The sequence below is a fragment of the Halorubrum sp. Atlit-26R genome (assembly GCF_003666015.1).
Classification (GTDB): Archaea; Halobacteriota; Halobacteria; order Halobacteriales; family Haloferacaceae; genus Halorubrum.
Map to the genome: position 1 here is coordinate 183249 of NZ_QPLT01000002.1, position 26009 is coordinate 209257.

22 protein-coding genes, 1 tRNA gene and 1 pseudogene are annotated in these 26009 nt (G+C 67.6%); 7 read left to right on the forward strand and 17 right to left on the reverse strand.

The features are described 5' to 3' along the window. The first annotated feature begins 70 nt into the window (after positions 1-70). From DVK07_RS03350 to DVK07_RS03360, 3 genes are read left to right on the forward strand one after another with little or no spacing between them, the layout of a single operon-like run. Positions 71-1429, forward strand: coding sequence for a hypothetical protein (locus DVK07_RS03350; RefSeq protein WP_233565378.1), 1359 nt, complete (start codon positions 71-73; stop codon positions 1427-1429). Between the two features lie 24 nt (positions 1430-1453). Beyond that, positions 1454-1834, forward strand: coding sequence for a methylglyoxal synthase (locus DVK07_RS03355; RefSeq protein ID WP_121595733.1), 381 nt, complete (start codon positions 1454-1456; stop codon positions 1832-1834). Positions 1835-1881: 47 nt separating this feature from the next. Then, entirely contained in the window at positions 1882-2430 is a 549-nt protein-coding gene (locus DVK07_RS03360; RefSeq protein ID WP_121595734.1) for a hypothetical protein, read from the forward strand. Positions 2431-2434: 4 nt separating this feature from the next. Here the strand turns inward: DVK07_RS03360 and DVK07_RS03365 are convergent, their stop codons facing one another. The 3 genes from DVK07_RS03365 to DVK07_RS03375 all read right to left on the reverse strand — a co-directional run bounded on the left by DVK07_RS03365 (position 2435) and on the right by DVK07_RS03375 (position 4315). Next, entirely contained in the window at positions 2435-2977 is a 543-nt protein-coding gene (locus DVK07_RS03365; protein WP_121595735.1) for a DUF6517 family protein, read from the reverse strand. Between the two features lie 119 nt (positions 2978-3096). Beyond that, complete coding sequence (locus tag DVK07_RS03370) at positions 3097-3417, reverse strand: transcription factor S (protein WP_121595736.1); 321 nt, start codon at positions 3415-3417, stop codon at positions 3097-3099. Positions 3418-3499: 82 nt separating this feature from the next. Beyond that, entirely contained in the window at positions 3500-4315 is an 816-nt protein-coding gene (locus DVK07_RS03375) for an alanyl-tRNA editing protein (RefSeq protein WP_121595737.1), read from the reverse strand. 333 nt (positions 4316-4648) lie between these two features. On the opposite strand from DVK07_RS03375, the gene DVK07_RS03380 reads away from it, so the two are divergent. Next, on the forward strand, positions 4649-6160 hold the full coding sequence (locus tag DVK07_RS03380) for a hypothetical protein (RefSeq protein WP_147441070.1): 1512 nt from the start codon (positions 4649-4651) through the stop codon (positions 6158-6160). Positions 6161-6231: 71 nt separating this feature from the next. Here the strand turns inward: DVK07_RS03380 and DVK07_RS03385 are convergent, their stop codons facing one another. From DVK07_RS03385 to DVK07_RS23555, 5 genes are all read right to left on the reverse strand, one after another. Continuing rightward, on the reverse strand, positions 6232-6987 hold the full coding sequence (locus tag DVK07_RS03385) for a hypothetical protein (RefSeq protein WP_147441071.1): 756 nt from the start codon (positions 6985-6987) through the stop codon (positions 6232-6234). After that, positions 6984-7391 (reverse strand): hypothetical protein, encoded by a 408-nt coding sequence (locus DVK07_RS03390; protein ID WP_199719409.1) that lies wholly within the window; start codon positions 7389-7391, stop codon positions 6984-6986. The genes DVK07_RS03385 and DVK07_RS03390 overlap by 4 nt, the downstream gene beginning before the upstream one ends. Before the next feature lie 74 nt (positions 7392-7465). After that, entirely contained in the window at positions 7466-8389 is a 924-nt protein-coding gene (locus DVK07_RS03395) for a hypothetical protein (protein ID WP_121595741.1), read from the reverse strand. Continuing rightward, positions 8386-8886 (reverse strand): hypothetical protein, encoded by a 501-nt coding sequence (locus tag DVK07_RS03400; protein WP_147441072.1) that lies wholly within the window; start codon positions 8884-8886, stop codon positions 8386-8388. The genes DVK07_RS03395 and DVK07_RS03400 overlap by 4 nt, the downstream gene beginning before the upstream one ends. 119 nt (positions 8887-9005) lie before the next feature. Continuing rightward, complete coding sequence (locus tag DVK07_RS23555) at positions 9006-9485, reverse strand: hypothetical protein (protein ID WP_147441073.1); 480 nt, start codon at positions 9483-9485, stop codon at positions 9006-9008. 254 nt (positions 9486-9739) lie between these two features. Between DVK07_RS23555 and DVK07_RS03410 the strand changes: the two are divergent. Then, positions 9740-9889: pseudogene (locus DVK07_RS03410) on the forward strand (IS5/IS1182 family transposase); the annotation flags it as partial. Positions 9890-9934: 45 nt separating this feature from the next. Here DVK07_RS03410 and DVK07_RS03415 read toward each other — a convergent pair. Continuing rightward, a complete protein-coding gene (locus DVK07_RS03415; RefSeq protein ID WP_121595744.1) occupies positions 9935-11965 on the reverse strand; it encodes a type II secretion system F family protein in 2031 nt (676 codons plus the stop codon). A 27-nt stretch (positions 11966-11992) separates the two neighbouring features. After that, entirely contained in the window at positions 11993-15955 is a 3963-nt protein-coding gene (locus DVK07_RS03420; protein WP_121595745.1) for an ATPase, T2SS/T4P/T4SS family, read from the reverse strand. A 107-nt stretch (positions 15956-16062) separates the two neighbouring features. On the opposite strand from DVK07_RS03420, the gene DVK07_RS03425 reads away from it, so the two are divergent. Beyond that, entirely contained in the window at positions 16063-16761 is a 699-nt protein-coding gene (locus tag DVK07_RS03425) for a DUF1405 domain-containing protein (RefSeq protein ID WP_121595746.1), read from the forward strand. A 399-nt stretch (positions 16762-17160) separates the two neighbouring features. Here the strand turns inward: DVK07_RS03425 and DVK07_RS03430 are convergent. From DVK07_RS03430 to DVK07_RS03440, 3 genes are all read right to left on the reverse strand, one after another. Continuing rightward, positions 17161-17233: transfer RNA gene (locus DVK07_RS03430), tRNA-Arg, on the reverse strand. A gap of 53 nt (positions 17234-17286) precedes the next feature. Continuing rightward, positions 17287-17562 (reverse strand): twin-arginine translocase TatA/TatE family subunit, encoded by a 276-nt coding sequence (locus tag DVK07_RS03435; RefSeq protein ID WP_121595747.1) that lies wholly within the window; start codon positions 17560-17562, stop codon positions 17287-17289. Positions 17563-17635: 73 nt separating this feature from the next. After that, positions 17636-18553, reverse strand: a complete 918-nt coding sequence (locus DVK07_RS03440; RefSeq protein ID WP_121595748.1) for a hypothetical protein — start codon at positions 18551-18553, stop codon at positions 17636-17638. 151 nt (positions 18554-18704) lie between these two features. Here DVK07_RS03440 and DVK07_RS03445 point away from each other — a divergent pair, with 151 nt between their 5' ends. Continuing rightward, positions 18705-19175, forward strand: a complete 471-nt coding sequence (locus DVK07_RS03445) for a redoxin domain-containing protein (protein WP_121595919.1) — start codon at positions 18705-18707, stop codon at positions 19173-19175. 32 nt (positions 19176-19207) lie between these two features. On the opposite strand, the gene DVK07_RS03450 is transcribed toward DVK07_RS03445, so the two are convergent. The 4 genes from DVK07_RS03450 to gyrB all read right to left on the reverse strand — a co-directional run bounded on the left by DVK07_RS03450 (position 19208) and on the right by gyrB (position 25969). Beyond that, positions 19208-21238, reverse strand: coding sequence for an AMP-binding protein (locus DVK07_RS03450; protein ID WP_121595749.1), 2031 nt, complete (start codon positions 21236-21238; stop codon positions 19208-19210). A 56-nt stretch (positions 21239-21294) separates the two neighbouring features. Then, positions 21295-21474: a hypothetical protein gene (locus DVK07_RS03455; RefSeq protein ID WP_121595750.1), complete on the reverse strand. Its 180-nt coding sequence runs from the start codon at positions 21472-21474 to the stop codon at positions 21295-21297. 92 nt (positions 21475-21566) lie between these two features. Continuing rightward, complete coding sequence (gene gyrA, locus DVK07_RS03460) at positions 21567-24056, reverse strand: DNA gyrase subunit A (protein WP_121595751.1); 2490 nt, start codon at positions 24054-24056, stop codon at positions 21567-21569. Further along, positions 24053-25969, reverse strand: coding sequence for a DNA topoisomerase (ATP-hydrolyzing) subunit B (gene gyrB, locus DVK07_RS03465; RefSeq protein ID WP_121595752.1), 1917 nt, complete (start codon positions 25967-25969; stop codon positions 24053-24055). Before gyrB ends, gyrA begins: the two co-directional genes overlap by 4 nt. Positions 25970-26009 lie beyond the last annotated feature (40 nt).

Below are 26009 nucleotides of genomic sequence, written 5' to 3' on the forward strand. Positions count from 1 at the left end.
GGCGGCGGCGGTCCGTGATCCGACCATGGGAGCAGTTCCGGGCGACATTGACACGGCGCGGGGGCCGCCGATGACGGTCCCGCTTCGACATTTCCTCGTGGGGCTGACCCTCCTCGGCGGTGCGCTGCTCGTCGGGATCGGCTTGGTCGTCGACGCGGTGCCGGGGCTGGGCGGGCTCGTCCACGTCCACCTGCTGTTAGTCGGATGGGTGTGCGTGACGATCATGGGCGCGATGACGCAGTTCGTCCCGGTGTGGTCCGGGACGACGCTCCGCTCGCGGCGGCTCGCGAGCGCCCAGCTCGCGCTCGTCGTGGGGGGACTGGTCGGGTTCGCGGCCGCGCTCGCGCTGGGCCGGCTCCACTGGCTCGCGGGGTTCGGCGCCGTCATGCTCTGCGGCTTCTGGGCGTTCGTCTACAACGTCGGCCGAACGCTCGCCACGGTCGAGGAGTTCGACGTGACCGAGCGCCGTTTCGCCGTCGCGCTCGGGTTCTTCGTCGTTCTGACCGTCCTCGGCGTCCTCCTCGCGGCGGACCTCGGATCCGCCCTCCTCGCGCGGGTCGGGGTCTCGCACGCGGGCGTCCGCGGCGCCCACGTCACCCTCGCCGTCTTCGGCGCGGTGCTCACGACGATATACGGCGCCCTCTACCAGCTCGGCACGATGTTCACGCAGACGGAGCTCCGCGGGATCGACCATCGCTTCCGCGCGGTCGAGGAGGTCGGCCACCCGGTCGGCGTCGTCGCGCTCGCGGCGGGGCGGCTGGTCGGCGCGCCGACCCTCGCCCGCGTCGGCGCGAGCCTGATCCTCGTCGCCGCGCTCGGGTTCGCGGTCGTCCTCGCCCGCCGGCTCTCCGAGATGCGCGTCGAGCGCACGCCGATGCACACGCGGTACGCCGTCGTGGCGCTCGCGCTCGCCGCTTGGGTCGCGACCGCCGCGCCGGCGTGGCTGCGGTCGCCGACAGCCCCGGAACACGTCCTCGGCGGGCCCGGCAGCGCCCCGCTGCTGCTGCTCGGCGTCGTCGGGTCCGTGATCCTCGGGACGCTGTACCACGTCGTCCCGTTCGTCGTCTGGGTCGAGCGGTACAGCGACCGCCTCGGGTTCGAGGCGGTGCCGATGGTCGACGACCTCTACGACGACCGCCTCGCGGCCGCCGACGGGGCCTTGCTGTTCGCCGGGACCGCGCTCGTCGTCGCCGCCGACCTCCTCGCGGGCGCGTCGGGGACGACGCTCGGGGGCGGAGCCCGGGGACCGGCGCTCGCCGGGACGTCCCTGGTGACGCTCGGCGTCGCCGTTTTCGCGACAAACGCCCTGTCGGTGATCCGCCGACACAGCCCCGGGACGCTAACCCGCGTCGCGCTCGGCCGGTTCGGGGCGCGGCGGGGGCTCGGCGGCGACGAGGTCGACGAAAGCGACGGGGAGGCGAGTACTTAAGCGACGCCGGAGCGACCGCCCCGTATGCGCATCGCGCTCATCGCTCACGACGAACTGAAAGACGAGATGGTCGCGTTCGTCGAGTCGCACACGGACGTCCTCGACGAGTGCGAACTGGTGACCACCGGGACGACGGGGAAACGGATCGCGGACGCCACCGGGCTCTCCGTGAACCGGCAGGCCTCGGGGCCGTTCGGCGGCGACCTCCAGATCGGGGCGATGATCGCGAGCGACCGGATCGACGGCGTCGTCTTCCTCCGGGACCCGCTGACCGCGCAGGCGCACGAGCCCGACATCTCGGCGCTGCTGCGCGTCTGCGACGTGAAGGACGTGCCGCTGGCGACGAACGTCGCGTCCGCGGAGCTGCTGGTCGAGGGCCTGCTCGGCGGCGATTCTCTCGACTGATACCGTCGACCGCGGTGATTTAAACCGGGCCGACGAAGGGACGGCCGATGACGCGCCCGCAACGGACACGCGCCCTCGCGCTCGCGCTGCTGCTCCTCGCCGCGAGCCTCGGCGCCGGCGCGGTCGCGGGCCAGCCCGTGACGACGGGGGCGACGGCGACGCAGCCGGCGGTTGAAAGTCCCGTCGTCGGTCCAGCGACCGCGGGGCCCGGCGTCGACGCGGACCGGACTGAGGTCGCCCCGATCACGCGGTGTTTCACCGGCAGCGGGTACCCGATCTCGATCGGCGACGGCGAGGGTGGGGCGACGATGGAGACGGTGGTCCACCTCTCCGTGTTGACCGACCCCGGCGCGGGCAACGAGTTCGGCGTCGAGACCGCCGGGCGACTCGACGGCGAACCGATCGTGACCCTCGCCGCGGGCGTCAGGCTGACCGCCCGGCAGGCGATCGCCGACGGAATCGACCCGTTCGCGGCGTTCGACGTGCTGTACACCTACGAACTCCAGCTTCCGATGTTCGCCGGCTCGGTCGGCGACGCCGGCTACGAAGACGACGGGTCGCCGATCGAGTCGAGCGCCGGCGCGGTCGACTGCTGACCGGCTATTCCGAGTGCTCGACGGCACCGCCCTCGGCGTCCGGCGGCCGAACGCCGCGCACCAGCGACAGCACGTCCTGTCTCGTCGCCTCGAAGCCGTCATCGATCGGATAGGCGCCGCCCGCGAGCAGGTACTCGCCGGCCTCCCACACCGCGAGCAGGGCCTCTACGGGAACCCGTTCGCCGTCGACCGCACAGCGGCCGTGAAACACGGTGAGCGTCGCGCGCGACGCGTCCGGGTCGTCGACGTCGAGGCGTCGCTCGTCGCGGCGCGCGAGGTCGGTGATGTCGCGGTCGGCGAGGCGATCGCGGAACCCCTCTCGGGCCCGTGACTCGACGAGCCGGGTCAGGGCGGGGTTCGGTCCGGCCTCCGGCGTGACCCGGAGCCGGCTCGCGAAGAAGAACGGCCGCGGTGACGGGGTCTCGCGCTCGTAGCGCGTCGTCCCGGCCGTGACCGAGACCGGGCCGGCCTCGAAGGGGCGCTCCGTCGCCTCCGCGACGAGCGTCCAGCCGTCGAGGCGGTCGCCGGGGACGGCCGGTGGCTCCATGGTCCCGCCTCTCTCCGGACGGGAATAAAACGGACGGGCGGCGGGAGAGAGGTCAGACCGGCGACGGTCGAGGAGTCATATCGGCGGCGTGAGGAGGATCCGTGCGGGCGAAAACGCGGTCAGTGGTCGTCCTCGCGCCACTTGTGTTCGCACTCGGTACAGACGAAAAAGCGGGTTTCGGACTCGTCGGCCGCGCGGATCTGCTGCATGTACCAGTACGCCTGGTCGTTGTCGCACTCGGGACACTGGGCGGTCGTCGTCGGGAGCCCCTTGTCCTCGGCGTCGCTCACGTCGACGATTTCGGACTCGACCTGCGACTCGGTGGTCCACTCGTCGTCGCCGTCCTCGCGCCCGATCTCGTGGCCGCAGGAGTCGCACACCCAGTGGTCCTCGCCCTCGCCGGACTTCATCATGGATCCGCACTCGTCGCAGAACTTCATGCCCGAACCTACCGCGGATCGTATTTAAACGGCGGGATCGCGGACGAGCGCCGAACCGGCCCTCGCGGCGCCGACGCCGCCGTCAGTCCGCGTCGACGTGTTCGGCGAGCGCGAACCGGACGCGCTCCTCGTCGGGGCCCTTCGTCTCCCGCCCGGTGACGACGACCTCGCCGATGTCGGCCGTGTTCGAGACGTGGGTCCCGGCGCAGGCGGTGCGGTCGTACGGCTCGTTCGCGTCGTCCGCGCCCGCGATCTCGACGATCCGGAGCTCCTCGATCGAGTCGGGGAGGAGGTCGATCCGCGTGCGGTCGGTGTCCAGCGTCGCCTCCGCGGTCTCGCGGTCCATCGTGTAGCTCGACACCGCTCGCCCGTCCGCGACGAGTTCGTTGAGCCGCGCCTCGATCCGGTCGAGGTCGGCGTCGGCGAACCGGTCGTACTCGGCGTCGAGGCGCGCGCGGTCGTGATACAGCTGGTTCCCGGTCGTCCGCGCGTCGAACTCGTCGAGCAGCAGCGCCGACAGCAGGTGCTGTGCGGTGTGATACCGCGAGTGCGCCGCGCGGCGGTCGGCGTCGATCTCGCAGGCGACCTCGGTACCGGGTTCCGGGAGCGCGGGCGGTTCGTCCGCGTCGACCGCCCCGTCGTCGGGATCGGCCGCCGCGTTGACCGGTTCGATCTCGTGGTACACCGTGTCCCGCATCTCGACGTCGACGACGCGCCAGCGGGCGGTTCCGCCGTCGCCGACGACCCGGATCGTTCCGGCGTCGTGCGGCTGGCCGCCGCCGGTCGGGTAGAAGTGAGTCCGGTCGAGGACGATCCGGTCCGGGTCCGACAGGACGCGCTCGACGGTCGCCTCGAACGCCGTCACCGCGTCGTCGGCGAGGTAGAGTCGCTCTGTCACGGGTGCCGGAAGGGGCGCCGGCGAGATATATCCACGGCTCGCCGCGACCGCTTCGGGGCGCACCGGCCGGAAAGCTATCCCGCGGCGGCAGAGTCGGGCGCCCTCACGTCTCCGAACGGCTGTGTTGAATCGTTATACAGCAGCGAGGTGGGCCGCTAAATCAAAGGAGTTGAAGCCGGAGACTTCAGTTCGATCTTCACAGGCCACTGAGGCCTGATCGACAGCGGTGGTTATCATACCCAATACTTTGACCGAAAGCTTATCGGTTTCAGATTGACGACGTGTTCGTAGCGGCCTGCCGGGGCACTTGATGCTGCTTCGTCGAGAATACTCATGACACCGCCCACGACACCTCGAAGCCGGGAACGAGGGCAGTCGACCCTCATCGGGTTCGTCCTGTTGATCGGGATGATTGTCGTAGCAGCGTCGGTGACCCTCTACTTCGGAACCGCCATGATGGGCGACCTCAGGGGCGAAATTCAGGGGCAAGACGCGGAACAGACGATGCGGGAGATCGACTCCCGGCTGAGTGAGGTCGCGTTCAGCGACAACCTCCAACACACGCTCGCTTTCGACCCCAGCGAGGGCCAATCGGTACGCATCGCCGACAACGCGGAGATGGTGATCGAACTCGACGGCGGCCCAAGCTGTACCCCGTTCGTGATTCCGATGGGATCGCTTCACTACGAGAGCGACGGTCACTCGACCGTCACCTATCAGGGCGGTGGGATCTGGAGAGCGACGCCGAGCGGCAACGAGATGGTTTCGCCTCCCGATATGGAGTACAAGGACGGAACGCTGACGTTCCCGTCCGTGAACATCAACGGCAGCGCCGGCGGACAGGTGGAGACGCTCCAGGCGACGAAGAACCTCGAATACTCTCGTGAACGCTCTCGCGAGTACTCCCAGCTTATGGCGAACTGCTCGAACGCGTCGCAGATGACCGTTACCGTCGAGAGCCGCTACGCCGACGTGTGGGGCAGATACCTCGAAAGTGAAGTCTCGACGAATTCGACGTACGACCTCGACAACGCCGATCCCGACGACGACTCGGTGACGGTAACGATCTCCGAGGGCGTGGACTTCGGCGTCGGGGGGAACGAAAGCGAGATCAGCGTCTCGGAGAACGCGACTGTCTCGACGACGGTCCTGGGAACGGAGGTGTCCAGTCAGACGCCCATCTGGTGGGGCGGCATGCGAAAATACTGGGCCCCGGTTACGATGGGAGTCGTGACCGACGACGAGCAGATGCGACCGTGGCCCGACGGACCGTACGATCCGGGTGACCCCGTCACCGCCGAGCAGAACCTCAACGACCGAGAGACTCAACTCTCCGAGTGGACTCACGAGTTCGAAGTCGAGGCGGGAGCGACAGTGTCGGTCCGAGCGACGCAGTGGTCGTGTGCAGATTACGACTACGCCGGGGCGGACACGTACGACGGAGCGACGTGGTATCACTACAACTGCGACGATCTCGGCTCGGTGAATCTCCGGACGGACGCGTCCGCGGGTGAGAATCCGGAGAACGTCAGAGTGCTCAAGAACGGCGACGAGATGCCGGTGATAGAGACGAGGTACCGGCAGCGCAACGCCGAAGAAGTTCTCGGCCCGCTGCTCAACGAGACGGGACACCTACAGCTTGAGGACAACCAAGTGGTGTTCCTCTTCGAGATCACCGACCCGGACGCTACGTGGGAGAGCGCGAAAGACGATATCGGCGATCCCAATTACAACGACGCGATCGTACTGTTGGAGATAGAAGACCAGGAGGGCAAGGAGGTCGCCGGTGGGTTCGAGATCAGACTGACGACGAACGAGGTCATCATCGAGACCACCAACGAGTGAGCGAATCGCTCAGCCGATCGAAATCGAGCCGCTCGTCTCGGCCTCGCCCGGGCCTTGCCGTCACGGGCCTGTTACGGCAGGAACCCTACCGTCACCTTGGTCGTCCGAACGTACACGGTATCGGCCTCGCACGTGTAGCCCGCTGCCGTCTGGTTCCATCCCTCGCGGTCGGCGAACCACCCTTCCCAAGCTTTCTCGTGACGTGACTCCTCGACCCGGATCGTCACGTTTCGAGCCACGTCGGCCTCGTTGACGACGGTCCCGTTTTCCCGCCTCGGGTAGTACATTCCGGAGTCCTGCTTCGCGACCGTGACCAGTACCGATCCGTCCCCACTCGTCGACGTGACGTTACCGCGCGGATCGATCTCGACCAACGAGATGATCGCCTTCCCGTCTCGACACGTCACGGTCGGTGGGCGTGACACGAATCCGTAGTCGTCGTTCGTCCGCAGGACCGCTCCGTTCTCGTAGCTTATCTCGGTCTCGTCTTTCGCGTACGAGAGTGACCCGGTTCGGACGGTCTCCGCGAACGTCCCGTTATCGAGTCCAACAGACACGGTGAACCTCGCGGTGCGGTCCAGCGATAGCGTGCCTCCCGATAGTCGGAACTCGCCCGCCCGTGTCGGCGCGTTTCCCCGCTCGATGTCGTGAAAGTTCTCCGCGAGCACCGACATCGCGCGCTCGGTGTTGTGTATCTGTTCCTCCTGCTGTTGCTCGGTGATAGCGGCGAATCCGCCGGTGTACACGGCGCTGACAGCGAGTAGGATGAGTGAAAACGAGAGGACGAATCCGACCATGTCGCTTACGGCGCGCTCGTTCGCAGTCATGGCTGCGCACGCTCCACGCGGACCGCGGTCCCGTTGTGAACGAGTCTGATCGCCCCTCCGAAGGCGGTCGACTCGACGGTGTCGATGTCGTCGCGGACGGGGATCACGACCGGGGTTTCGATCGCCCGCGATTCGAGCACGAGGCAGGCGTCCGTCCGACAGTCTCCGTAATTCGATGTCAGTCGCACTCGGTAGCGTGAGTTCACGACCCGCTCGGGGTGTGACGTCTCGACGGTCATCGTCGAGTTCGTCGGGTCGGCGACGCGGTCCAGTGCCGTGAGTTCCGTCCCGATCCGTTCTCCGATCGTCGTGAGTTCGCCCTCTACCGCCCGCTCGCGTTGCGTTTCGACCGCGCCGCCCGCAGTGATGATGAGCCCGGCGATCAGCACGGAGGTAATCCCCATCGTGAGTACGTGTGTCAACGCGACCGAAACCCCCCGCCGGTCGCCCCGAAGCCGGTCTGTTACACCGAGGCCTTTCATTCCGAATCTCCCCCGATCCGGACCGTGATCTGCGACTCCGCGGACACTTTGTCGCTCGCGTATTCGACGTCGACGACGGCGGTCGACAGCTCGCGGCCGACGTACGGCTGACCGTCACCAGGGTCGGTGTGGAAGTTCCCGGTGTCGACGTCGCTGGCCTCGTCGACGAGGATATGATACGCACCGTCGGACCGGTGACCGTTTTCCACGCGGAGGTCGTACGGGGCGTCCAGTCCCGGAGCGAACGAGAAGCGCTGGGTTCCGTTGATCGCTCCGCCGGTGACGTTCACCCGAGTCGCGTTCCCCGAGACCGACTCGCTGACCGTGGTTCCGTTGTCGTACGTGACCTCGACGCTGACGGTATTCGACGGGCCTTGGCTAACGTTGAGGCGCCAATCGCCGCCGTCCTCGCCCTCGGCGATGAACGTCGTCGGCGTCGGGCTCCGCGGTTCGATGACGAGCTCGAACGGGGTGGATTCGTTGAACGTCGCGTTCTCCACGAGGGTCCAGTCGCTTTGGTTCGACCGCGAGAGGACGGCTCGCGAGCGGTTGCTCTGCCGAAGAGCCTCTCTTTCGAGCTCGGACGCGCTCTCGTTCAGCGTCACATCGAGATACGCCGGCCGCCGGTCGACGATCTGCTCCGCCTTCCGATCGCCGTAAACGGTCAACGTCGCGTTCAATTCGTGGATGTCGACGTAGCCGTCTCGTTGTCCAAGTCGGTCGGTGAGGCGGTCCACGTCCGTTCGAACGACTTCCAACTGTCGCTCCACCTCGTTCATCTCCCCGAGGGAACTTCCGGGGTTGGTGTTTTGGGTGTAGATCGTAGAGTTCAGCACGACGACGAGTGCCAAGAGACTCGCCGCCATCACGACCGCCCCCACGAGCATCAGTTGACCGCGGTCGTCGAGCTTCGGGATCACCAGACGACCACCCGTACTTCGACCACGTTTACCAGCGTCGGGTCGTCGAGGTCCGCGGCGTAGAACTCCGAGACGTTCCCTCCGAGGGTACCGCCGGGTGCGTGTGTCAACTCCATCCCGTCGTGAAGCGCTATCGAACGGGTCGCGGTGACCGCGTTTCGACCGGGGGCCCCTTGGACGAACAGCGGCTCCGTCTCCGTCGTCTTCCCCTGCGTCTGATAATCCAGATAGACGTTGTACCGATAGAACCGGGAAGTGAACGTCTCTTCGAGGAGAATACACAGCGTGAGCGGCTCGTCCGCTATCGTTTCGGGGCAGGCATCGCCGGGCTGGTACGCGGTCGGCCACCCCGATTGTCCGTCCTGGGAGTCCCAATACAGTGCGGCTTCACGAAGCGCGCCCCGCTCGTGAGCGGCCGCGAGAACGTCGTCTGTCTGCGTCCCCAACTGCGCCATCGTTTCCCGATCGATCGTTCCGGCCGTGGTGGGCGTAATCACCACCGCAGTCGTCGCTAACAGTAGCGCCGTGAGGATCACGACTGCGGAAATAACGCCTTCGAGAGTGTACGCTTGCCCGCGATCCGCGTCGGACGGCGGTCGCCGTTTCGGCGGACCGGTTACCATAGTCGCACCTCGATACGACAGGTAGCGGTACAGGTGTGGTTACCCACGTAGCCCGACTCCGGGACGACGACGCGTGTCGCGGCGGCCGTGGACTCGCCCTGATACGGCGGGCCGACCGTGTGTTGGACCGTCCCGTTTCCGTCCACGAGCGTCACGTTCACGTCGCTCTGTTCGGCCGTCGGTATTCCGTCCAAATTAGACTCGTTCGCGAAAAACGAGTCAGTTTCAGCGCCGTCGAGCACGTTCTTCGAGTCGGGTTGGGTGACCTCCGAGAGCACTTCGGCGGCGTACCTGTCGGCCTGTGCGGTCTGTGAAGCGTCGACAGGCGCTGTAAACGGTGTGAAGAGAGTCGGAATGAATCCCACGACGAACGCAGTCGTGAGGAGAAATATCGACACCCCGATGACGTAGTCTTGGAGCGTCTGGCCGCGACGATCCGACGTGAGTCGCTTCGATGGGCGAGGTGGTGTCACTTCGAGTTACCTTACGATCGTTACGGAGGGTGTACGCGTTCCGCGGGATGGTCGCTACCGTTATACATCTGAGTTCGGTCGAACGGAGGACCGGCTTTGGAGAGAGTGATTCCGTACGAAATAGAACATTACATGATACTCAGAGAGAGCCGACGTATAAAAACTGCTCTTAAAATATCAGCTCTGATAAATTCTGACCCACGCTCTCGGGGACAATCTCACGTCGGTGAGAAGTTTGCGGAGCGGCGAGTAGCGGATTCGCCGACTACGCACTCGTTTCGCTCCATTGTCTCCGGATTCACCTCGATACGTCGTACCGCACGACGATCGACTTGCTCAAAGAGATGCCACAGATAACCGGGGATATCGGCCGCAGAGCGGCCGATCTCCGCGTACAGTCCACGTCGACCGACATCCCGACGACGAAATCGAGTACGGTCTGGCCGCGGTCATCCGACATAGATCCACACCCCCAGCGCCAGCGTCATCAGGATCACGGCGTACTTGACGCCCGATATCAGCGCCGCGTCGCGGATGTAGCCACTGATAAAGCCCGAGAGGATCGCCTGAATCGTCACGGCGTGGAAGAACAGCAACGAGAGCACGTCGGGGTCGACGCCGCCCCCGCCGCCGCCGAACCCCGCCCCGCCGCCCCCGTCGCTCTGGCTCACCAGGTCGCCCATCACGTCGATGAACTGCGTCTGGAGGATGGCCATCACGCCCAGCAGCGTGACGTACGTCATCACGATGATCGCGACCTGCATCCGGGTGCGGGACTTGCGCTCGCGCTCGATGTCGTCCTGGTTCTCGGAGGCCTGCGCGGCCGTCGTCAGCACGTCCGTGATCTGCGAGGAGGCCTCCTGCGCCTCGGTGATCAGCTTCACCGTCCGCGCGAGCCGCGGGACGGCGTACGAGTTGTTGAACTCCACGAGGGCGTCCCGCAGGCTCATCCCGTAGTTCACCTTCGCGTGGATCACCTCGAACTCCTCGGCGAGCTTCCCGGTCGACGTCTCCGAGACCGTCTGGACGGACTCCAGCAGCGTCTGTCCGGTGTCGTTCGCGGAGGAGAGCTTCCGGAGCGTCTCCGAGAGCTTCCCGGTCACCGCCCGCCGCGAGCGCTGGTGCCACTCGTAGAAGATCCCGAGCGGGATCAACACGACGTACAGCGGCACGTAGAGCCAGACGAACGCCGACCACACCGGGCGGCCGACCCAGCCGTCGAACGTCGTCGGCGCCGAGCCGGCCGCGACCGCGACGACGACGAGCGCGAGCGCCGCGGGCACGGTCAACGCGAGGGTGTACAGCGGGTTCTCGCGGAGGAAGAGGTGCGGCGCCGAGAGGATCCGCATCGTCTTGTGGGTGCCCTCGCGGTCGCGGATGCGGTCGAAGACGGAGAAGCTCCCGACGAACGCCTCCACGAGCCCGAAGTGGAAGAGCCCCTCTTGGCTCGTCTGTCGGAGCCGTTCGCTGCCGCCGTCCGGCTGGAGGTAGCCGTCGCCGGGCTCGTCCTGTTTCACCGTCGAGACCAGCACAAGGAACCCGGCGCCGACCAGGGGAATGAGGACGTACACGGTCGCGTACAGCAGCCGGTCGTCGGCCTCGCCCATCATCCCCATGATGACGAGGATGATGATGAGAAGGAGGGGGAACAGAGAGAGCGTCATGTACATCTCGCCGAACAGCTCTAAGGTCTCCAAGGTCATCTCGCGCTCCTGTTTCGACGTGCGGAGGTGTTTCTCCTTTTTGTCCTTCAGGAAACCCTCCATGTCGCCGCCGGAGTTGACGATCGAGAGCATGTCGGCGAGGAACTGCGAGAGCTCGTCTGAGGGAGTCTCCATCGACTGCTGGCGGATCGCGTTCCGGTAGTCGGTCCCGAAGTACTCCGTCTCGTTGACGATGCTCTGGAACTCGCGGGACACCTCGCCGTAGGTGTCCTCGGCGGTCGCCATCGCGCGCAGGATCTCCAGCTGATTGAGCCCGCCGACGGAGAGCGCGTACATGAACGACACCGAGTCCGCAAGCAGGAGGTTGATCTCCCGCTTCCGCGCGGAGGCCCGCGAGTACGGGACCGCGACGAGGCCGCCGAACCCGATCGCGAACCCGATCGACCCGAAGACGAGCCCGCTGAGAAGCACTGCCGTCGGCACGACGAGCGACCGGAGCAGTTCCCTAATCGCAGGCGTCGGGGCGGGGAGTCCGAGCGAGAGCGCCTCGGGGGCGATCAGCCCGAGCGAGAACACCCCGTAGCCGACCAGCGTGCCGAGCGCCCAGAGCGACCCGCCGACCAGCAGTCCGACCGCCAGCGCCAGCGAGACGTACATCTCGACCTGGTCGGGCATCCGCGCCTCCGCCAGCTTGCGCTCGACGTCCCCGACGAAGTCGCCCTCGGGGTCGAACAGCAGCTCGAAGACGGGGTAACATAACTCCGCGAGGACGTTCGCGTCGACGCCGCCGTCGCCCGCGTCCACGTCGAGGCTCACGGCGCTGCCCTCGCTACGGGCATGGGATCACCCGTCCTCCGCGGGCTCGACGGCGTCGAACCCCCAGTCGTCGATGTCGTCGCCCGAGCCGTCGTCGCTCGCTTCTTCGTCCACGGTGTCGTCGGGCTCGCCCGCTTCCCCCTCAGACTCTCCGCCGTCCCCGTCCGTCTCTCCGTCGTCGACTTCGCCGGCCGGCTCGCCTGCGACGCGGTCCGCGGTGCTGAATCCCTCGCTCACGTCGGGGGCCGTCGAGTTGGACTCCGTCTCGTCGGATGTCCCGTTCGTATCGGGTGCCGAGTCTCGGTCGGGCGCCGCGTCTCCAGTCGATGGTTCCCCCGGCGACGAGAGCACGTCGACCCCCTCCTCGAACGGCTCCCCGAAGTCGATCCCGTCCGGGTCGCCCGAGCCGTCTCCGGCCGGGGTCGCCCCCGCCTCGGAAACGCCCTCGAAGTCGCCGTGAGAGGGGTCCGGTGACGGGCCGGTCGAGGGGTCGGAGCCGGTCGGAGGCGCGTCTGTGACGTCGCCGTCCCGGTCGTCTTGGTCCGTCGCTGCGGGCGCCGGGTCCGGGCCGGCCGGCTCGTCGTAGGCCGCTTTGGCCTCCCGAGCCGTCTCGGCGAGCGCCTCGCGGTCGCTCGGGGCGGCCTCGACGTCGCCCGCGTAGTCCATCTCTAAGAGGGCGTCGGCGACCGAGTCGGGCACCTCGCCGCGGTACGTCTCGAAGAGGTCGTCGGCGCCGTCGAGTATCTCCGCGGCCTCCGCCTCGCCGTCCGCGTCCGGCTTCGGCCGGGGGACCAGCGCCTCCTTCTCGCGGTCGACGTTGATCAGCACCGACTCCATCTCCCGGAGGTCCTCCAGCGAGCGCTCTAACTCCTCGTTGGCCATCAGCGCGAGCACCGTCTCCGGGTCGTTGATGAACGCCTGGAACGTCGCCGCCACCTGCGCGTAGCTGTTGAGCCCGCGGTCGATGAGGTACGCCAACACGACCCGGCGCTTCCGCAGCTCCTCGTCGAGGGTCGCCCGGCTCCAGCCGCGGTCGAACATGATGTCCTCGAGGGTGTTCGAGTCGCCCATCTGGAGGAACTCGTCCGTCTCCGCCTGCCACTGGAACACGTCCTGGACGTTGATCTCGTCGTTCTCGGCGTCGTAGTGGTTGATCTCGGTGATCGACTTGTTGCGTCGCACCTTTTTGCCCTGGACGCGGGTGGAGGTCTGGATGGAGACCAGGTCCAGCGCCGTGAACATCGTCTTCGAGACGTTGATCGGGTCGGTGGTGAACCGCTTGAGCACCTCGCCGACGGAGTCGGCGTGGAACGTCGTGTAGGTGGTGTGACCGGTGGACATCACTTGGAAGGCGGTGCGACCCTCCTCGCCGCGGATCTCGCCCATGACGATGTAGTCGGGGCGCTGGCGGAGCGCGGCCTCCAGTAAGTCGAACTCGTCGATGTCGCCCTTGTCGTCGTCGGAGAACGAGGGGCGCGTGACGGAGGCGATCCAGTTGCGCTGCGGGAGTTCGACCTCGCGCGTGTCCTCGATGGAGACGATCTTCGCGTTCGAGGGGATAAAGAGGGAGACGGCGTTCAGGCTGGTCGTCTTCCCGGAGGCGGTACCGCCCGCGAAGATCAGGCTCTTGTGGTTCTCGATGGAGAGCCACAAAAAGGCCATCTCGTCGAGCGAGAACGTCTTCCAGTTGATCAGGTCGATCGGGGTGAAGGGGACGTCGTTGAACTGGCGGATCGTGTAGTTGGTCCCGTGGTCCGAGACCTCGCGGCCCAGCGTGAGCTGGGCCCGCGAGCCGTCGGGGAGGGTGGCGTCCACCTGCGGCCGGCGCTTCGAGATCCCCTTCCCGGAGCGCTGCGCGAGCTTCACGACGAAGTCGTCGAGCTCGTCGGTGCCGTGGTAGACGTTGGTGATGATCTGCTCGTACTCGGAGTGGTAGACGAAGACGGGAGAGTCGTACCCGTCACAGGAGATGTCCTCGACGTTGATGTCGTACTTGATCGGGTCGATCCGCTCGTAGCCGACGAAGTCCCGCTTGAGGTAGTAGATCAGCTTCTCGACCTGGTGGGCCGACAGGGTCCGAGAGTCCTCCGCGAGCACCGCGGGCTCCGGGCGGGCGCTGATCTTTGGCAGGTCGGCCGGCTCCTCAGTCGGGGGCTCGTACCCGAGCGACTCCGCGATCCGCCCGGCGATCCCCTCCGTCGGGTCGATACCGAACCGGTCGACCAGCGTGTCCGCGATACCGCGCTCGTCGCCCTCGTTCTCGTAGAGCCCGTAGCGGTCGAGCAGCGAGCGCGCCTCCTCGACGATCACCTCCTCGCGGAACGCCTCGTCGCCGCCCGCGATCGACTCGTCGGCGTACTTGATCGACGTCCGGAGCTTCCCGGTGAGGAACTCCGTGAGGTCCGTCTCGATCTCCGTCCGGTACGGCTGGACGGCGTAGTACTTCGCCTCGTTCTCCTTGCGCGACCGGAAGACGATGACGAACGCGTACGGCTTGTTCACCCAGTAGCGCTCCTCTTCCTGGAAGTGCGTCTTCTTCGGCATCGGCACCGCCTTCTCTAAGTCGTACCGGTTCGTCAGCGTGGTGTGGCCCTCGTCGGTCGAGAAGAACGCGTCCTCGTCGACCTCGGGGTTGACGTCCACGGTCCGCTCGTCGACGAGGTCGGCGAGGTCGGCCGCGGCGGTCCCGCCCGCGCCGAGCAGCTCCTCGGTGCGGTCCGGGTCGAAGCCGAGCGCCTCGGTCTTGTCCTCGTGGGTGAACTCCAGCGGCACCGCCTCTCCCTCCTCGTTCTCCTCGGTCGGCGGGTTCCCGTCCTCGTCGAGGAAGAACTCCTCGTGGTAGTCGTCCCACGTGTAGTACCCCTTCAACACCGGGACGGAATAGGGGTCGTACCGGGCCGCGCACAGGTCCCAGAGGACGTCCCCGACCGCGGCCGCCGCGCGGAACCGGTAGTCGGTCTCGCTCGGGTCGAACCCGAGGAGCGTCGCCGGGTCGAACTCGACCCGGTCCCACTCGTCCGGAGTCGGCGCGCGCGACGGGACCGACTCGACGTCGCCGCCGGACGCGACGACGACGCCCGAGACGCCGCCGCGGCCGACCGGGGCGTCGAAGACCGTCTCGGGGCCGGTATCAACGCGTTCGGCCTCGTCCGAGTCCGTCTCGTCCGTATCTCCCACTTCGTCCGAGCCTGTCTCGTCGGCGTCGGATCCCGCCTCGTCCGGCGCAGCGTCTTCGACGGTCTCGGCGTCCGCGTTTTTTTCGGATTTCTCCTCGTCAGCGGTGTCTTTCTCGCGCTCGTCCTTGTCGGCGGGTTCGGGCGTCGCCGGCGCCGCCACCCGCTCGCCGGTCGGCACGACGGCGGCCCCGTCGAGGACGACGGCGTCGGTGCCGAGCACGAGCGTCCCCCGATCGGGGGTTCCGTGGCCGGAGACGTCGGTCTCGCCGTCCGCCTCGAAGGGCTCCTCGACGCCCGGGGCGCGGACGACCCGGTCGACGCCGTTCGGCAGGTGGAAGGCGACCGCGTCCGCCGGGACGACCGGCGCGTCCGGTACGTCGGCGTACACGCGCTCGGCGGCGTCCTCGCGTCCTCGTTCCGCCAGCAGCGATCGCCAGGTGTACCGGTCGGTGACGACCGGCGCGCCGTCGCTCGTTCCGTCCCGCTCGTCGGACTCCCGGGGGACGGACGCACCGGTGTCGGAACCGTCCTTCTCCTCTCGGTCTCCCGACTCCGCGTCCGCCACGTCCGGGTCAGTCGCTTCCGGTTCGGTCGTATCCGTGTCTGGTTCGGTTGCGTCCGCGTCTGCCGTATCTTCCTCCACCGCATCTGCCTCTGCCGTGTCCGCGTCCGTTCCGGCCGAGTTTCCCTCTGCGTCCGGGTCCGCTGCGTACGCCTCGGACTCCGCCGCGTCGGACACCGCTGCGTCGGACGCCGATCGATCGCCCTCGGGGTCGGATCGGGGGGCGGACCGCTCGGCGTCCTCGTTGGCCATGGTCGGGGGAACGGCGGGTCCGTTGAAAAAGGTGTCTCGCAAAACACCGCGATTGATAATCGTCGCGGACGGGCGGATTTTAGGTCCCCGCGCACCGATCGTCGTCCGTGTCACGCACCGAGCGGCTCCGACGGCTTCGGCGACTCCGCCGGCCGTCGGTCAGGCGGCGGGTCCGGGCGGCGATCGCCGAGGAGCTGCTCGGGACGCCGCGGAGCCTCGCCGTCGTCTGCGCGTTCACCGCGTTCATGCTCGCGGTGGGGATCGGGTACTACGCGCCGACCGCGGGCGAGGTGCCGGTCGCGCTCTGGCCGCTGTACGCGGACTCGGCGGTCGCGGTCGCGCTCGGCGGCGCAGTCCTCGCGACCCTCGTCGCGACCGTGCGACGCGGCGGCGACGTCACCGCGGACGCCCCCGCGTCGCGGCCGTTGGCGTACCTCCACACGCTCGCGTTCGTCTGGCTGGTCCAGTTCGGCGTCTGGCCGCTGGTCTCGCTCAACCTCGCGTTCGGCGAGTACGTCGCCGCGCCCGACGCCTGGATCTACTACTGGGGCGTGATCGGCACGCACCTGCTGTTCGTCGGGCTCGCGCTGCTGTTCCCGGCGTTCGGACGCACGACTCGAGGGGCGCTCGCGACCGCGCTGGCGCTCGGCGTCGCGAACGTCGTCATCGACTACGGGTTCGGCTATCACCCGCCGCTGTTGTACGAGCCGGGCCCGCTGCTTGCGGGCGCGACGCTCGCCATCGCGGTTGGGTCGGTCGCACTCGCGTCGCGCTCGTTCCCGCGGTTAGGGGAGGGTACTGACTGAGTCTCGCTCGGAAGGGTCGACTCCGCCGAACGCCAGTTAAATAGCCTCAACAGCTCCGCCGAACGCCAGTTAAATAGCCTCAACAGCTCCGCCGAACGCCAGTTAAATAGCCTCAACAGCTCCGCCGAACGCCAGTTAAATAGCCTCAACAGCTCCGCCGAACGCCAGTTAAACATAATAAAAGGGCGCGACGGGATCCACGCGAGCGAACGCAGTGAGCGAGCGTGGAGCCAGTCGCGCCCGTGACCGAACGCAGTGAGGGAACGGGCGCGACGGGATTCGAACCTCAGTCACTCCACTCGCGTCGAGGTGCTCGCTCTGCTCGCACCTCGACCGCTCGCTCCGTTCCCTGCTTCAAATCCCGCTTGCGCCGCTACTGCTCGCTTCGCTCGCAGATAGCGGGCGCGGCGGGATTTGAACCCGCGATCGAGAGGTTAGGAACCTCTCGCCCTGTCCGCTAGGCCACGCGCCCAGAACGGATGGAGAAAACGGAACTACGGGGATCGGTCGGCGGAGGGGGCCGGCTTACGTGCTGGTTTCCTTGTCGGTCTCGGTCTCGAGCTCGTCGAGGTCGTCGTCCTCGTCGTCGAGCGTCGAGTCCGCCGTCTCACCGTCTTGCATGTCTTTCAGCTCCTCTTCGACCTGTTCGCGGCCCTTCTTGAACTCTCCCATCGCCTGCCCGGTCGACCGAGCGAGCTTCGGGATCTTGTTCGCCCCGAACAGCAGGACCAACACGAGCAGGATGATGAGGAGCTCCGGCCCCGCCGGAATGCCGCCGATTAGTGGTGTCGCACTTACCATCTCTGTCTCGCAGTAGCCCTGTGTCGATTATAGTCTTTTTGCCTCGTCCGATTCGACGCGCGGGCCGCCCGAGTCAGTCCGCCCGGGAAAAATGCGTGAAGTACCAGCTGCCGTCGTAGCGGACGAGCGGGACGACCTCCCCGTCGGCCGAGAGCGCGTCGAGGACCGTGGTGAACGCCTCCGAGTGTGGCGGGGACTCGGCGTACTCCGAATCGACGGCCTCGTCGAGGACCGCTCGCTGGTCCGCGCTCGGATCGTCGATCGACCGGCCGCGCTCCTCGCCGACGGCCCGACGGAACTCGCGCTGCGACGAGGCGACGCGGTCGGCGCGGACGGCGACCGTCTCGACGTCGACCGACCGTTCCCCCTCGAACGCGAACCGGAACAGTTCGCCGTCCCACTCGATCCGTTGGCCGTCGTTCTCCGGCACGAATCGCGAGCGCTCCCGCCGCTCGGCGGACGCGTACGCGAACGTGACTCCGAACGGCGGGTAGTGCGGCGCGTGGATCAGCGACGCGTCGCCGAGGGCGTCCCGAACGGCGTTCCGGTCGTGCTCCGGGAGGTCGGCGAACGGGACGCTCGACGGGGGACCGAGGAGGAACGAGTCGACGGAATCGACCTCGACCGTGTACGCGTAGCCCGGTGCCGCGACGGAATCGATCCTTTCGGTCTCGACGCGGTAGTACTCGGCGCCGTCGGTGACGACGTACGGCGCCGAGACGCCGGGGCCGTAGTACCCGTCGACGGTCCCTTCCCCGCCGTCGATCGCGGTCCGGACGGCCGCCCGTCCCGCGTGGCCGACGGCGTCGACCGGCGTGCTGAACTCGTTGGAGACGCCGACCGGCGAGGCCTCGTCGAGCCGGAGCACCGTCTCCGCGCGGGCGCCGTCCGCTTGGTCGTTCGTGAAACAGCCCGACAGCGCAGTTAGTGACGCGGTCGCCGTGAGCAGTACCGTTCGTCGACGAGAGAGGCGGCGTGGAGGGCGGGACATCACCGGCCCTTCGTCTTCGGGGCACTTGGTTCTCTCCCCGGACCGCCGACCGGGCCGGCTCCCGTCGCCCCGCGATACGGTTCGACGGGTGAGCGTCCGGCGGAGTTCCGCCGTCGAAACCGTGATACCCGCGGCCGACGAGACGTCTGATATGCCAGACGTCGGCGACGACGCCCCCGACTTCACCGGATCGCTCGTAGACGGCGACATCGAGCCCTTCGACCTCGCCGACCACATCGGTGAGGAGCCGATCGTGCTCGCCTTCTTCCCCGCCGCCTTCTCGAACACCTGTACCGACGAGATGGAGGCGCTCCGCGACGGGTTCGACCGCGACGACTGCACCCTGTTCGGCGTGAGCACCGACCTCCCGCACGCGCTCGGCGCGTACCGCGTCCAGTACGACCTCCCGTTCGCCTTGGTCGCTGATCCGGACCACCGCGCGATCGAGGCGTACGACGTGATCGAGGCGTTCGAGGGCTACGGCGTCGAGACGGTCGCGCAGCGCGCCGTCTTCGTGATCGACGCGGACGGGACCGTGACGTACCGCTGGCTCGCGGACAACGCCGGACAGGAGCCGGACTACGAAGCGCTCGACGAGGCGGTGGCGGACGCGACCGCCTGACGGGCGCGACCGACCGCCCGGGGCCGCACCGCTCAGGCCGGATCGCGGAGCGAGTCGAGCGCCTCGGGGTTCTCCATCGAGGAGAGGTCGCCGGGGTCCTCGCCGACGTACACCGACTCGATCGCGCGCCGGATGATCTTCCCCGACTGCGTCTTGGGGAACGCGTCGACGAACAGCAGCTCTCGCGGCCGGAACGGCTTGCCGTGTTCGTCGCCGACCAGCGCCCGCAGCTCCTCGCGGAGGTCGTCGCTCGGGTCGGCGTCGGGTTCGAGGACGACGTACGCGACGACGGCGGTGCCCGTGGTGTCGTCCGGGACGCCCACCGCCGCCGCCTGGTTGACGGCGTCGTGGTCGATGAGCACGCCCTCGATCTCGGCCGGGCCGACCTTCCGCCCCGCGACGTTCAGGGCGTCGTCGGCGCGGCCGTGGAGGAACCAGAAGCCGTCCTCGTCCTTCTGCGCGAAGTCGCCGTGGTCCCACAGGTCGGGCCACGTCGACCAGTACTCCTCGAGGTAGCGCTCGTCGCCCGACCACAGCGACTTCGTCATCGACGGACAGGAGTCGCGCGCGACGAGGTAGCCGCGTTCGGCGGACTCCTTCACCGACTCGCCGGTCTCGTCGACGATGTCGATGTCCATCCCGAGGCCCGGCCCGCCGAGCGTACAGGGCTTCAGCGGCTGGTTCGGCATCGGCATCAGGAAGCAGCCGCAGATCTCCGTGCCCCCGGAGATGTTGACGATCGGGCACTCCCCGCCGCCGACCGCGTCGTAGAACCAGCGCCACGACTCGGGGTCCCACGGCTCGCCGGTCGATCCGAGGATTCGGAGCGAAGAGAGGTCGTGCCCCTCCACCCACTCGTCGCCGTGCTTGCGGAGCGCCCGGATCGCCGTGGGGGAGATGCCGAACTGCGTGATCCCGTGGCGGTCGATCATCTCCCAGAAGCGGTCCGGCTCGGGGTGATCGGGGGCGCCCTCGTACATCACCACCGTGCCGCCGAACGCGTGGTTGCCGATCAGCGTCCACGGGCCCATCATCCAGCCGATGTCGGAGACCCAGAAGAACCGGTCCGCGGGCTTCCGGTCGAAGCCGAAGTGGATCTCCTTCGCGCACTGCGTGAGGACGCCGGCGTGGGTGTGGACGATCCCCTTGGGCTCGCCGGTGGTTCCTGAGGAGTACAGCAGCATGGACTCCTGGTCGCTCGGGAGGCGCTTCGTCTCGTACGCGGACGGCTGCGAGCCGACCGCCTCGTCCCACGTCTTGTCGCGGTCGTCGTTCCACGGGACGGGGTCGGCGTCGGTGTCGGTTCCTGCCTCGTCGCCGGCGGGCGTCGCCCCCAGCCGGTCGTACACGACGACCTCTTCGACGTGGCCGGCGTCGGCGACCGCCTCGTCCGCGGTCGCCTTCAGCCGTACCTCGTCGCCCCGGCGGTAGAACCCGTCGCCGGTGAAAAGCACCTCGGGCTCCGCGTCGTCGATCCGCGTCGCGGTCGCCTCGCGGCCGAAGCCGGAGAAGATCGGCACGGCGATCGCGCCGACCTTCAGGCAGCCGTAGAGGATGGAGACGACCTCGGGCACCATCGGCATGTAGAGCCCGACGGTGTCGCCGGTCTCGATCCCGGCCTCCGTCAGGTAGTTCGCGACCCTGTCGCTCTGCCGGCGGAGCTCGTGGAAGGTTATCTCCCGGATGTCGCCCGGCTCTCCCTCCCAGAGCAGCGCGACGCGGTTTCGGTTCGCCGAGTCGACCGCGGCGTGGCGGTCGACGACGTTGTGCGCGACGTTGACCTCGCCCCCGGGGTACCAGTCGGAGAACTGTGGACCGTTCGAGTCGTCGCGAACGGCGTCGTACTCCGTATAAAAGTCGATGTCGAGGTAGTCGACGATCTCGTCCCAGAACCAGTCGACGCCGGACGCGGGCTCGCCCTCGACCTCGGAGGTGGTCCGCTCGATGAGCGCCTCGTAGTCGTCGATCCCGTACTCGCGCATGAACGCGGCGACGTTCGTCGACTCGGCGAACGCCTCGCTCGGCTCGTGTACGACCTCGTCTATCCCCTCGTACTCGTCCATCTCGTCCGGAGGTTTTCGCGGTGACCGTAAGTAATTTTCCTGAATGTTTCCGCGACCTACCGCGGATCGACGCACTCGCCGGCGACCGCGACGGTCTCGCCGTCGACCGCGACAGTCCCGTCGTACAGCGCGCAGGTCCCGGCGTCCCACGCGAGTCGTCCCTCCCAGTCGGCGCCCGTCACCGCGGCCTCGTGCCGACCGGTCGCCCCCGCGACGAGGAGTCTGCGTCGGTCCATGGCAGTCGCTCGTCGCGACGGGACTTCAAGCCCGAACACGCGGCTCGCGGTCGTCGGGGAACGCGAAAACGGGTCGGCTGCGCGGGAGGCGGCTACTCGTCGTCGGCCGACTCGTCCTCGTCCGCGGCCGCGTGAACCGACTCGGGGACGATGTCGACGGAGGCGACCTCGTCGTCGGGGTCGAGGTTCATCACGATGACCCCCTTCGTGTTGCGGCTCACCGTCGAGATCTCCTCGACGCGGGTCCGCATGATCTGGCCGGCCGCGCTCATGGCGATCAGGTGGTCGCCGTGGGTGACCGCCTCGATGGCGACGACCTCGCCGTTGCGGTCGCCGGTCTTGATATCGACGAGCCCCTTCCCGTTGCGCGACTGCGGGCGGTACTCGTCGAGGTCGGAGCGCTTCCCGTACCCGTTCTCGGTGACGGTGAGCACCCAGTTGTGGTACTCCTCGTCGATGGCCGCGACGCCGGCGACGGCGTCGCCCTCGCGGAGGTCGATGCCGATCACGCCGCGGGCCGTGCGCCCCATCGCGCGGGCGTCCGACTCGTCGAAGCGGATCGCCATCCCGTTCCGGCTGCCGATGACGATGTCGCGCTCGCCGTCGGTCACCTCGACGTCGACGAGCTCGTCGCCGTCCTCCAGCCGGATCGCGCGGATCCCCGTCGACCGGATGTTGTTGAACTCGCCGACGGCGGTCCGCTTGATGTACCCGTCGCGGGTGACCATCGTGAGGAACTCGTCGTCGTCCAAGTCCTCGGTGTTGACGACCGACTCGATCTCCTCGCCGTCGTCGAGGTCGAGGAGGTTGACCGCGGACTTCCCGCGGGCCGTGCGGGACATCTCCGGGATCTCGTAGGTCTTCAGCTCGTAGATCTGCCCGCGGTTCGTGAACGCGAGGAGGTAGTCGTGGGAGTTGGCCGCGAACACGGAGGAGACGCGGTCCCCCTCCTTGAGTCCGGTGCCGATGATCCCCTTGCCGCCGCGGTTCTGCGCGCGGAACTCGTCGAGCGGCATCCGCTTGATGTAGTCGTCCTCGCTCATCACGACGACGCACTCCTCTTCGGGGATGAGGTCCTCGTGGGTCACGTCGCCCGCGTCCTCGATGAAGCTCGTGCGGCGCTCGTCGTCGTACTCGGCTTTGATCTCCCGGAGCTCGTCGACGATCACCTGGTCGAGCTCGTCGGGGTCCGAGAGGATCGTCTCCAGCCGCTCGATCCGCGCTTTCACTTCCTCGTACTCGTCTTCGATTTCCGCCGTCTCCATCGAGGTGAGCGAGCCGAGCTGCATCCGGACGATGTGGGCCGCCTGCGCCTCGGTGAAGTCGAACGTCGACTCCAGCGCGGCCTTCGCGGCGTCGCGGTCGTCGGAGTCCTGGATCGTCTCGACGACGTCGTCCACGTTGTCGAGCGCCTTCAGCCGCCCTTCGAGGATGTGCGCGCGGTCCTCGCGCTCCGCGAGCTCGTGCTCGGAGCGGCGGCGCACGACCTCGCGGCGGTGGTCGACGTAGTGTTCGAGCGTCTGCTTGAGGTCGAGGACCTGCGGCGAGCCGTCGACCAAGGCGAGGTTGATGACGCCGAACGTGCGCTCGAGGTGGCTCTCCAACAGCTGGTTCTTGACGACCTCGGCCATCGCGTCGCGCTTGAGCTCGACGACGATCCGGATCCCGTCCCGGTCGGACTCGTCGCGGAGGTCGCGGATCCCCTCGATCGCGCCCTCGTTGACGTCCTCGGCGATCCGCTCGACGAGCCGCGACTTGTTCTGCTGGAAGGGGAGCTCGCTGATGACGATCCGGCCCTCCTCTTCGTCGACCTCGAACTCCGCGCGGACCCGGATCCGCCCGCGCCCCGTCTTGTACGCCTTGTGGACCGCGTTCCGTCCGACGATGTTCGCGCCGGTCGGGAAGTCCGGCCCCTTGACGTGTTCCATCAGGTCCTCGACGCTCGCGTCGGGGGTCTCGATCAGCTCGACGGTGGCGTCGATCACCTCGCCGAGGTTGTGCGGCGGGATGTTCGTCGACATCCCGACGGCGATGCCCGAGGAGCCGTTGACGAGCAGGTTCGGGAACGCCGCGGGCAACACCTCCGGCTCCTCCAGGCGGTCGTCGTAGTTCGCTTGGAAGTCGACGGTGTCGCGCTCGATGTCCGCCATGAGCTCCTCGGCGATGGGGGACATCCGGGCCTCCGTGTACCGCATCGCGGCCGGCGGGTCGCCGTCGACGGAGCCGAAGTTCCCCTGGCCGTCGACGAGCGGGTAGCGCATCGAGAAGTCCTGGGCCATCCGCGCGAGCGTGTCGTAGATGGCGCTGTCGCCGTGCGGGTGGTAGTCCCCCATCGTCTCGCCGACGACGGAGGAGGACTTGCGGTGCGCGGAGTTGCTCGTCACGCCCGCCTCGTTCATCGCGAAGAGGATGCGCCGGTGGACGGGCTTGAGCCCGTCGCGCACGTCGGGGAGCGCCCGCCCCGCGATGACCGACATCGCGTAGTCGATGTACGACTGCTCCATCTCGTCTTCGATGCGCGCGTTCGTCACCTGCGCGGCGCGGACGTCCGCGGGGTCCGGGTCGGGACTCTCCGAGCTCATATGTCCACCCACTCCGCCTCGGTCGCGTGCTCCTTGATGAACTGCTTGCGCGGCTCGACCGCGTCACCCATCAGCACGTTGAACATGCGGTCCGCGGCGGCCGCGTCGTCGATGGTGATCCGCTTGAGCCGGCGGTTCTCCGGGTCCATCGTGGTGTCCCACAGCTGGTCCGGGTTCATCTCGCCGAGCCCCTTGAACCGCTGGACCTGCGTGGGGTTGCCGTCGCACTCCTCCTCGACGATCCGGTCGCGTTCTTCTTCGGTCATCGCGTCGTACGTGTTCCCGCGGTAGCGGACCCGGTACAGCGGCGGCTGGGCCGCGTACACGTAGCCCGCCTCCAAGAGGGGCTTCATGTGGCGGTAGAGGAGCGTCAGGAGCAGCGTCCGGATGTGGGCGCCGTCGACGTCGGCGTCCGTCATGAGGATGATCTTGTTGTACCGGACGTCGTCGATGTCGAACTCCTCGCCGATGCCGGCGCCGATGGCGGTGATCAGCGCGCGGATCTCGTCGTTCTCGAGGATGCGGTCGAGGCGGTGCTTCTCGACGTTGAGGATCTTCCCCTTCAGCGGGAGGATCGCCTGGTTCTCGCGGTTCCGGCCCTGCTTCGCGGAGCCGCCCGCGGAGTCGCCCTCGACGACGAACAGCTCCGCCTCGGTCGGGTCCCGGGTCTGGCAGTCCGCCAGCTTACCGGGGAGCGCGGTGGATTCGAGCGCCGACTTCCGGCGGGTGAGCTCCTCGGCCTTCTTCGCGGCCTTCCGGGCGCGCGCGGCCTCCGCGGCCTTGTGGACGACCTTCTCCGCGGTGTCCGGATTCTCCTCGAAGAAGGTGCCGAGCTTCTGGTGGGTCGCGGACTCGACGACGCCGCGGACCTCGCTGTTGCCGAGCTTCGTCTTCGTCTGCCCCTCGAACTGCGGGTCGGGGTGTTTCACCGAGACGACCGCCGTGAGCCCCTCGCGCACGTCCTCGCCCTTGAGGTTCGCGTCGAGGTCGTCGACGAGCCCGTGCTCGTTGGCGTAGTCGTTGACGGTGCGCGTGAGCGCGGTCTTGAAGCCGGTGAGGTGGGTGCCGCCCTCGCGGGTGTTGATGTTGTTCGCGAACGCGTGGACGGAGCCCTGAAGCTCCTCGGTCGCCTGCATCGCGACCTCGACGTGGACGCCGTCGGTCTCGTCCTCGAAGTAGATGACCTCCTCGTGGATCGGCGAGCGCGTCTCGTTGAGGTACGCGACGAACTCGCGGATGCCGCCGTCGTACTTGAACGTCTCCTCGGTGTCGTCGCGGTCGTCGACGAGCCGGATCTCGACGCCGGAGTTGAGGAACGCGAGCTCGCGCAGCCGGTTCGCGAGCGTCGACGTCTTGAACTCCGTCGTCTCGAAGATCTCCTCGTCGGGCCAGAAGCGGATCTCAGTGCCCGTCGACTCGCCCGATTCCATGTCGCGGACGCGCTCGAAGCCGTCTTCCGCGGGCTCGCCCCCGGCGAACCGGTGGCGGAAGACGCCGCCGTCGCGCTTCACCTCGACCTCCAAACGCTCGGAGAGGGCGTTCACGACGCTGACGCCGACGCCGTGGAGCCCGCCGGAGACCTGGTACGACTTGGAGTCGAACTTCCCGCCGGCGTGGAGGACGGTCAGGATGACCTCCAGCGCGGGTCGGTCGTACTCCTCGTGCGTGTCGACCGGAATTCCCCGCCCGTCGTCGCTGACGGAGACGGAGCCGTCGTCGTGGATCCGCACCTCGATCTCCTCGCAGTATCCCGCGAGCGCCTCGTCGATGGAGTTGTCGACGACCTCGTAGACGAGATGGTGGAGCCCTCGACCGTCCGTGGACCCGATGTACATCGCCGGTCGCTTACGGACGGCCTGCAGGCCCTCGAGGACCTGAATCTGGCCGGCTCCGTATTCGCTCTGCTCTGACATAGGAACTTACCGTCGCTAATCGCCGTCGGGTTATAAAGCC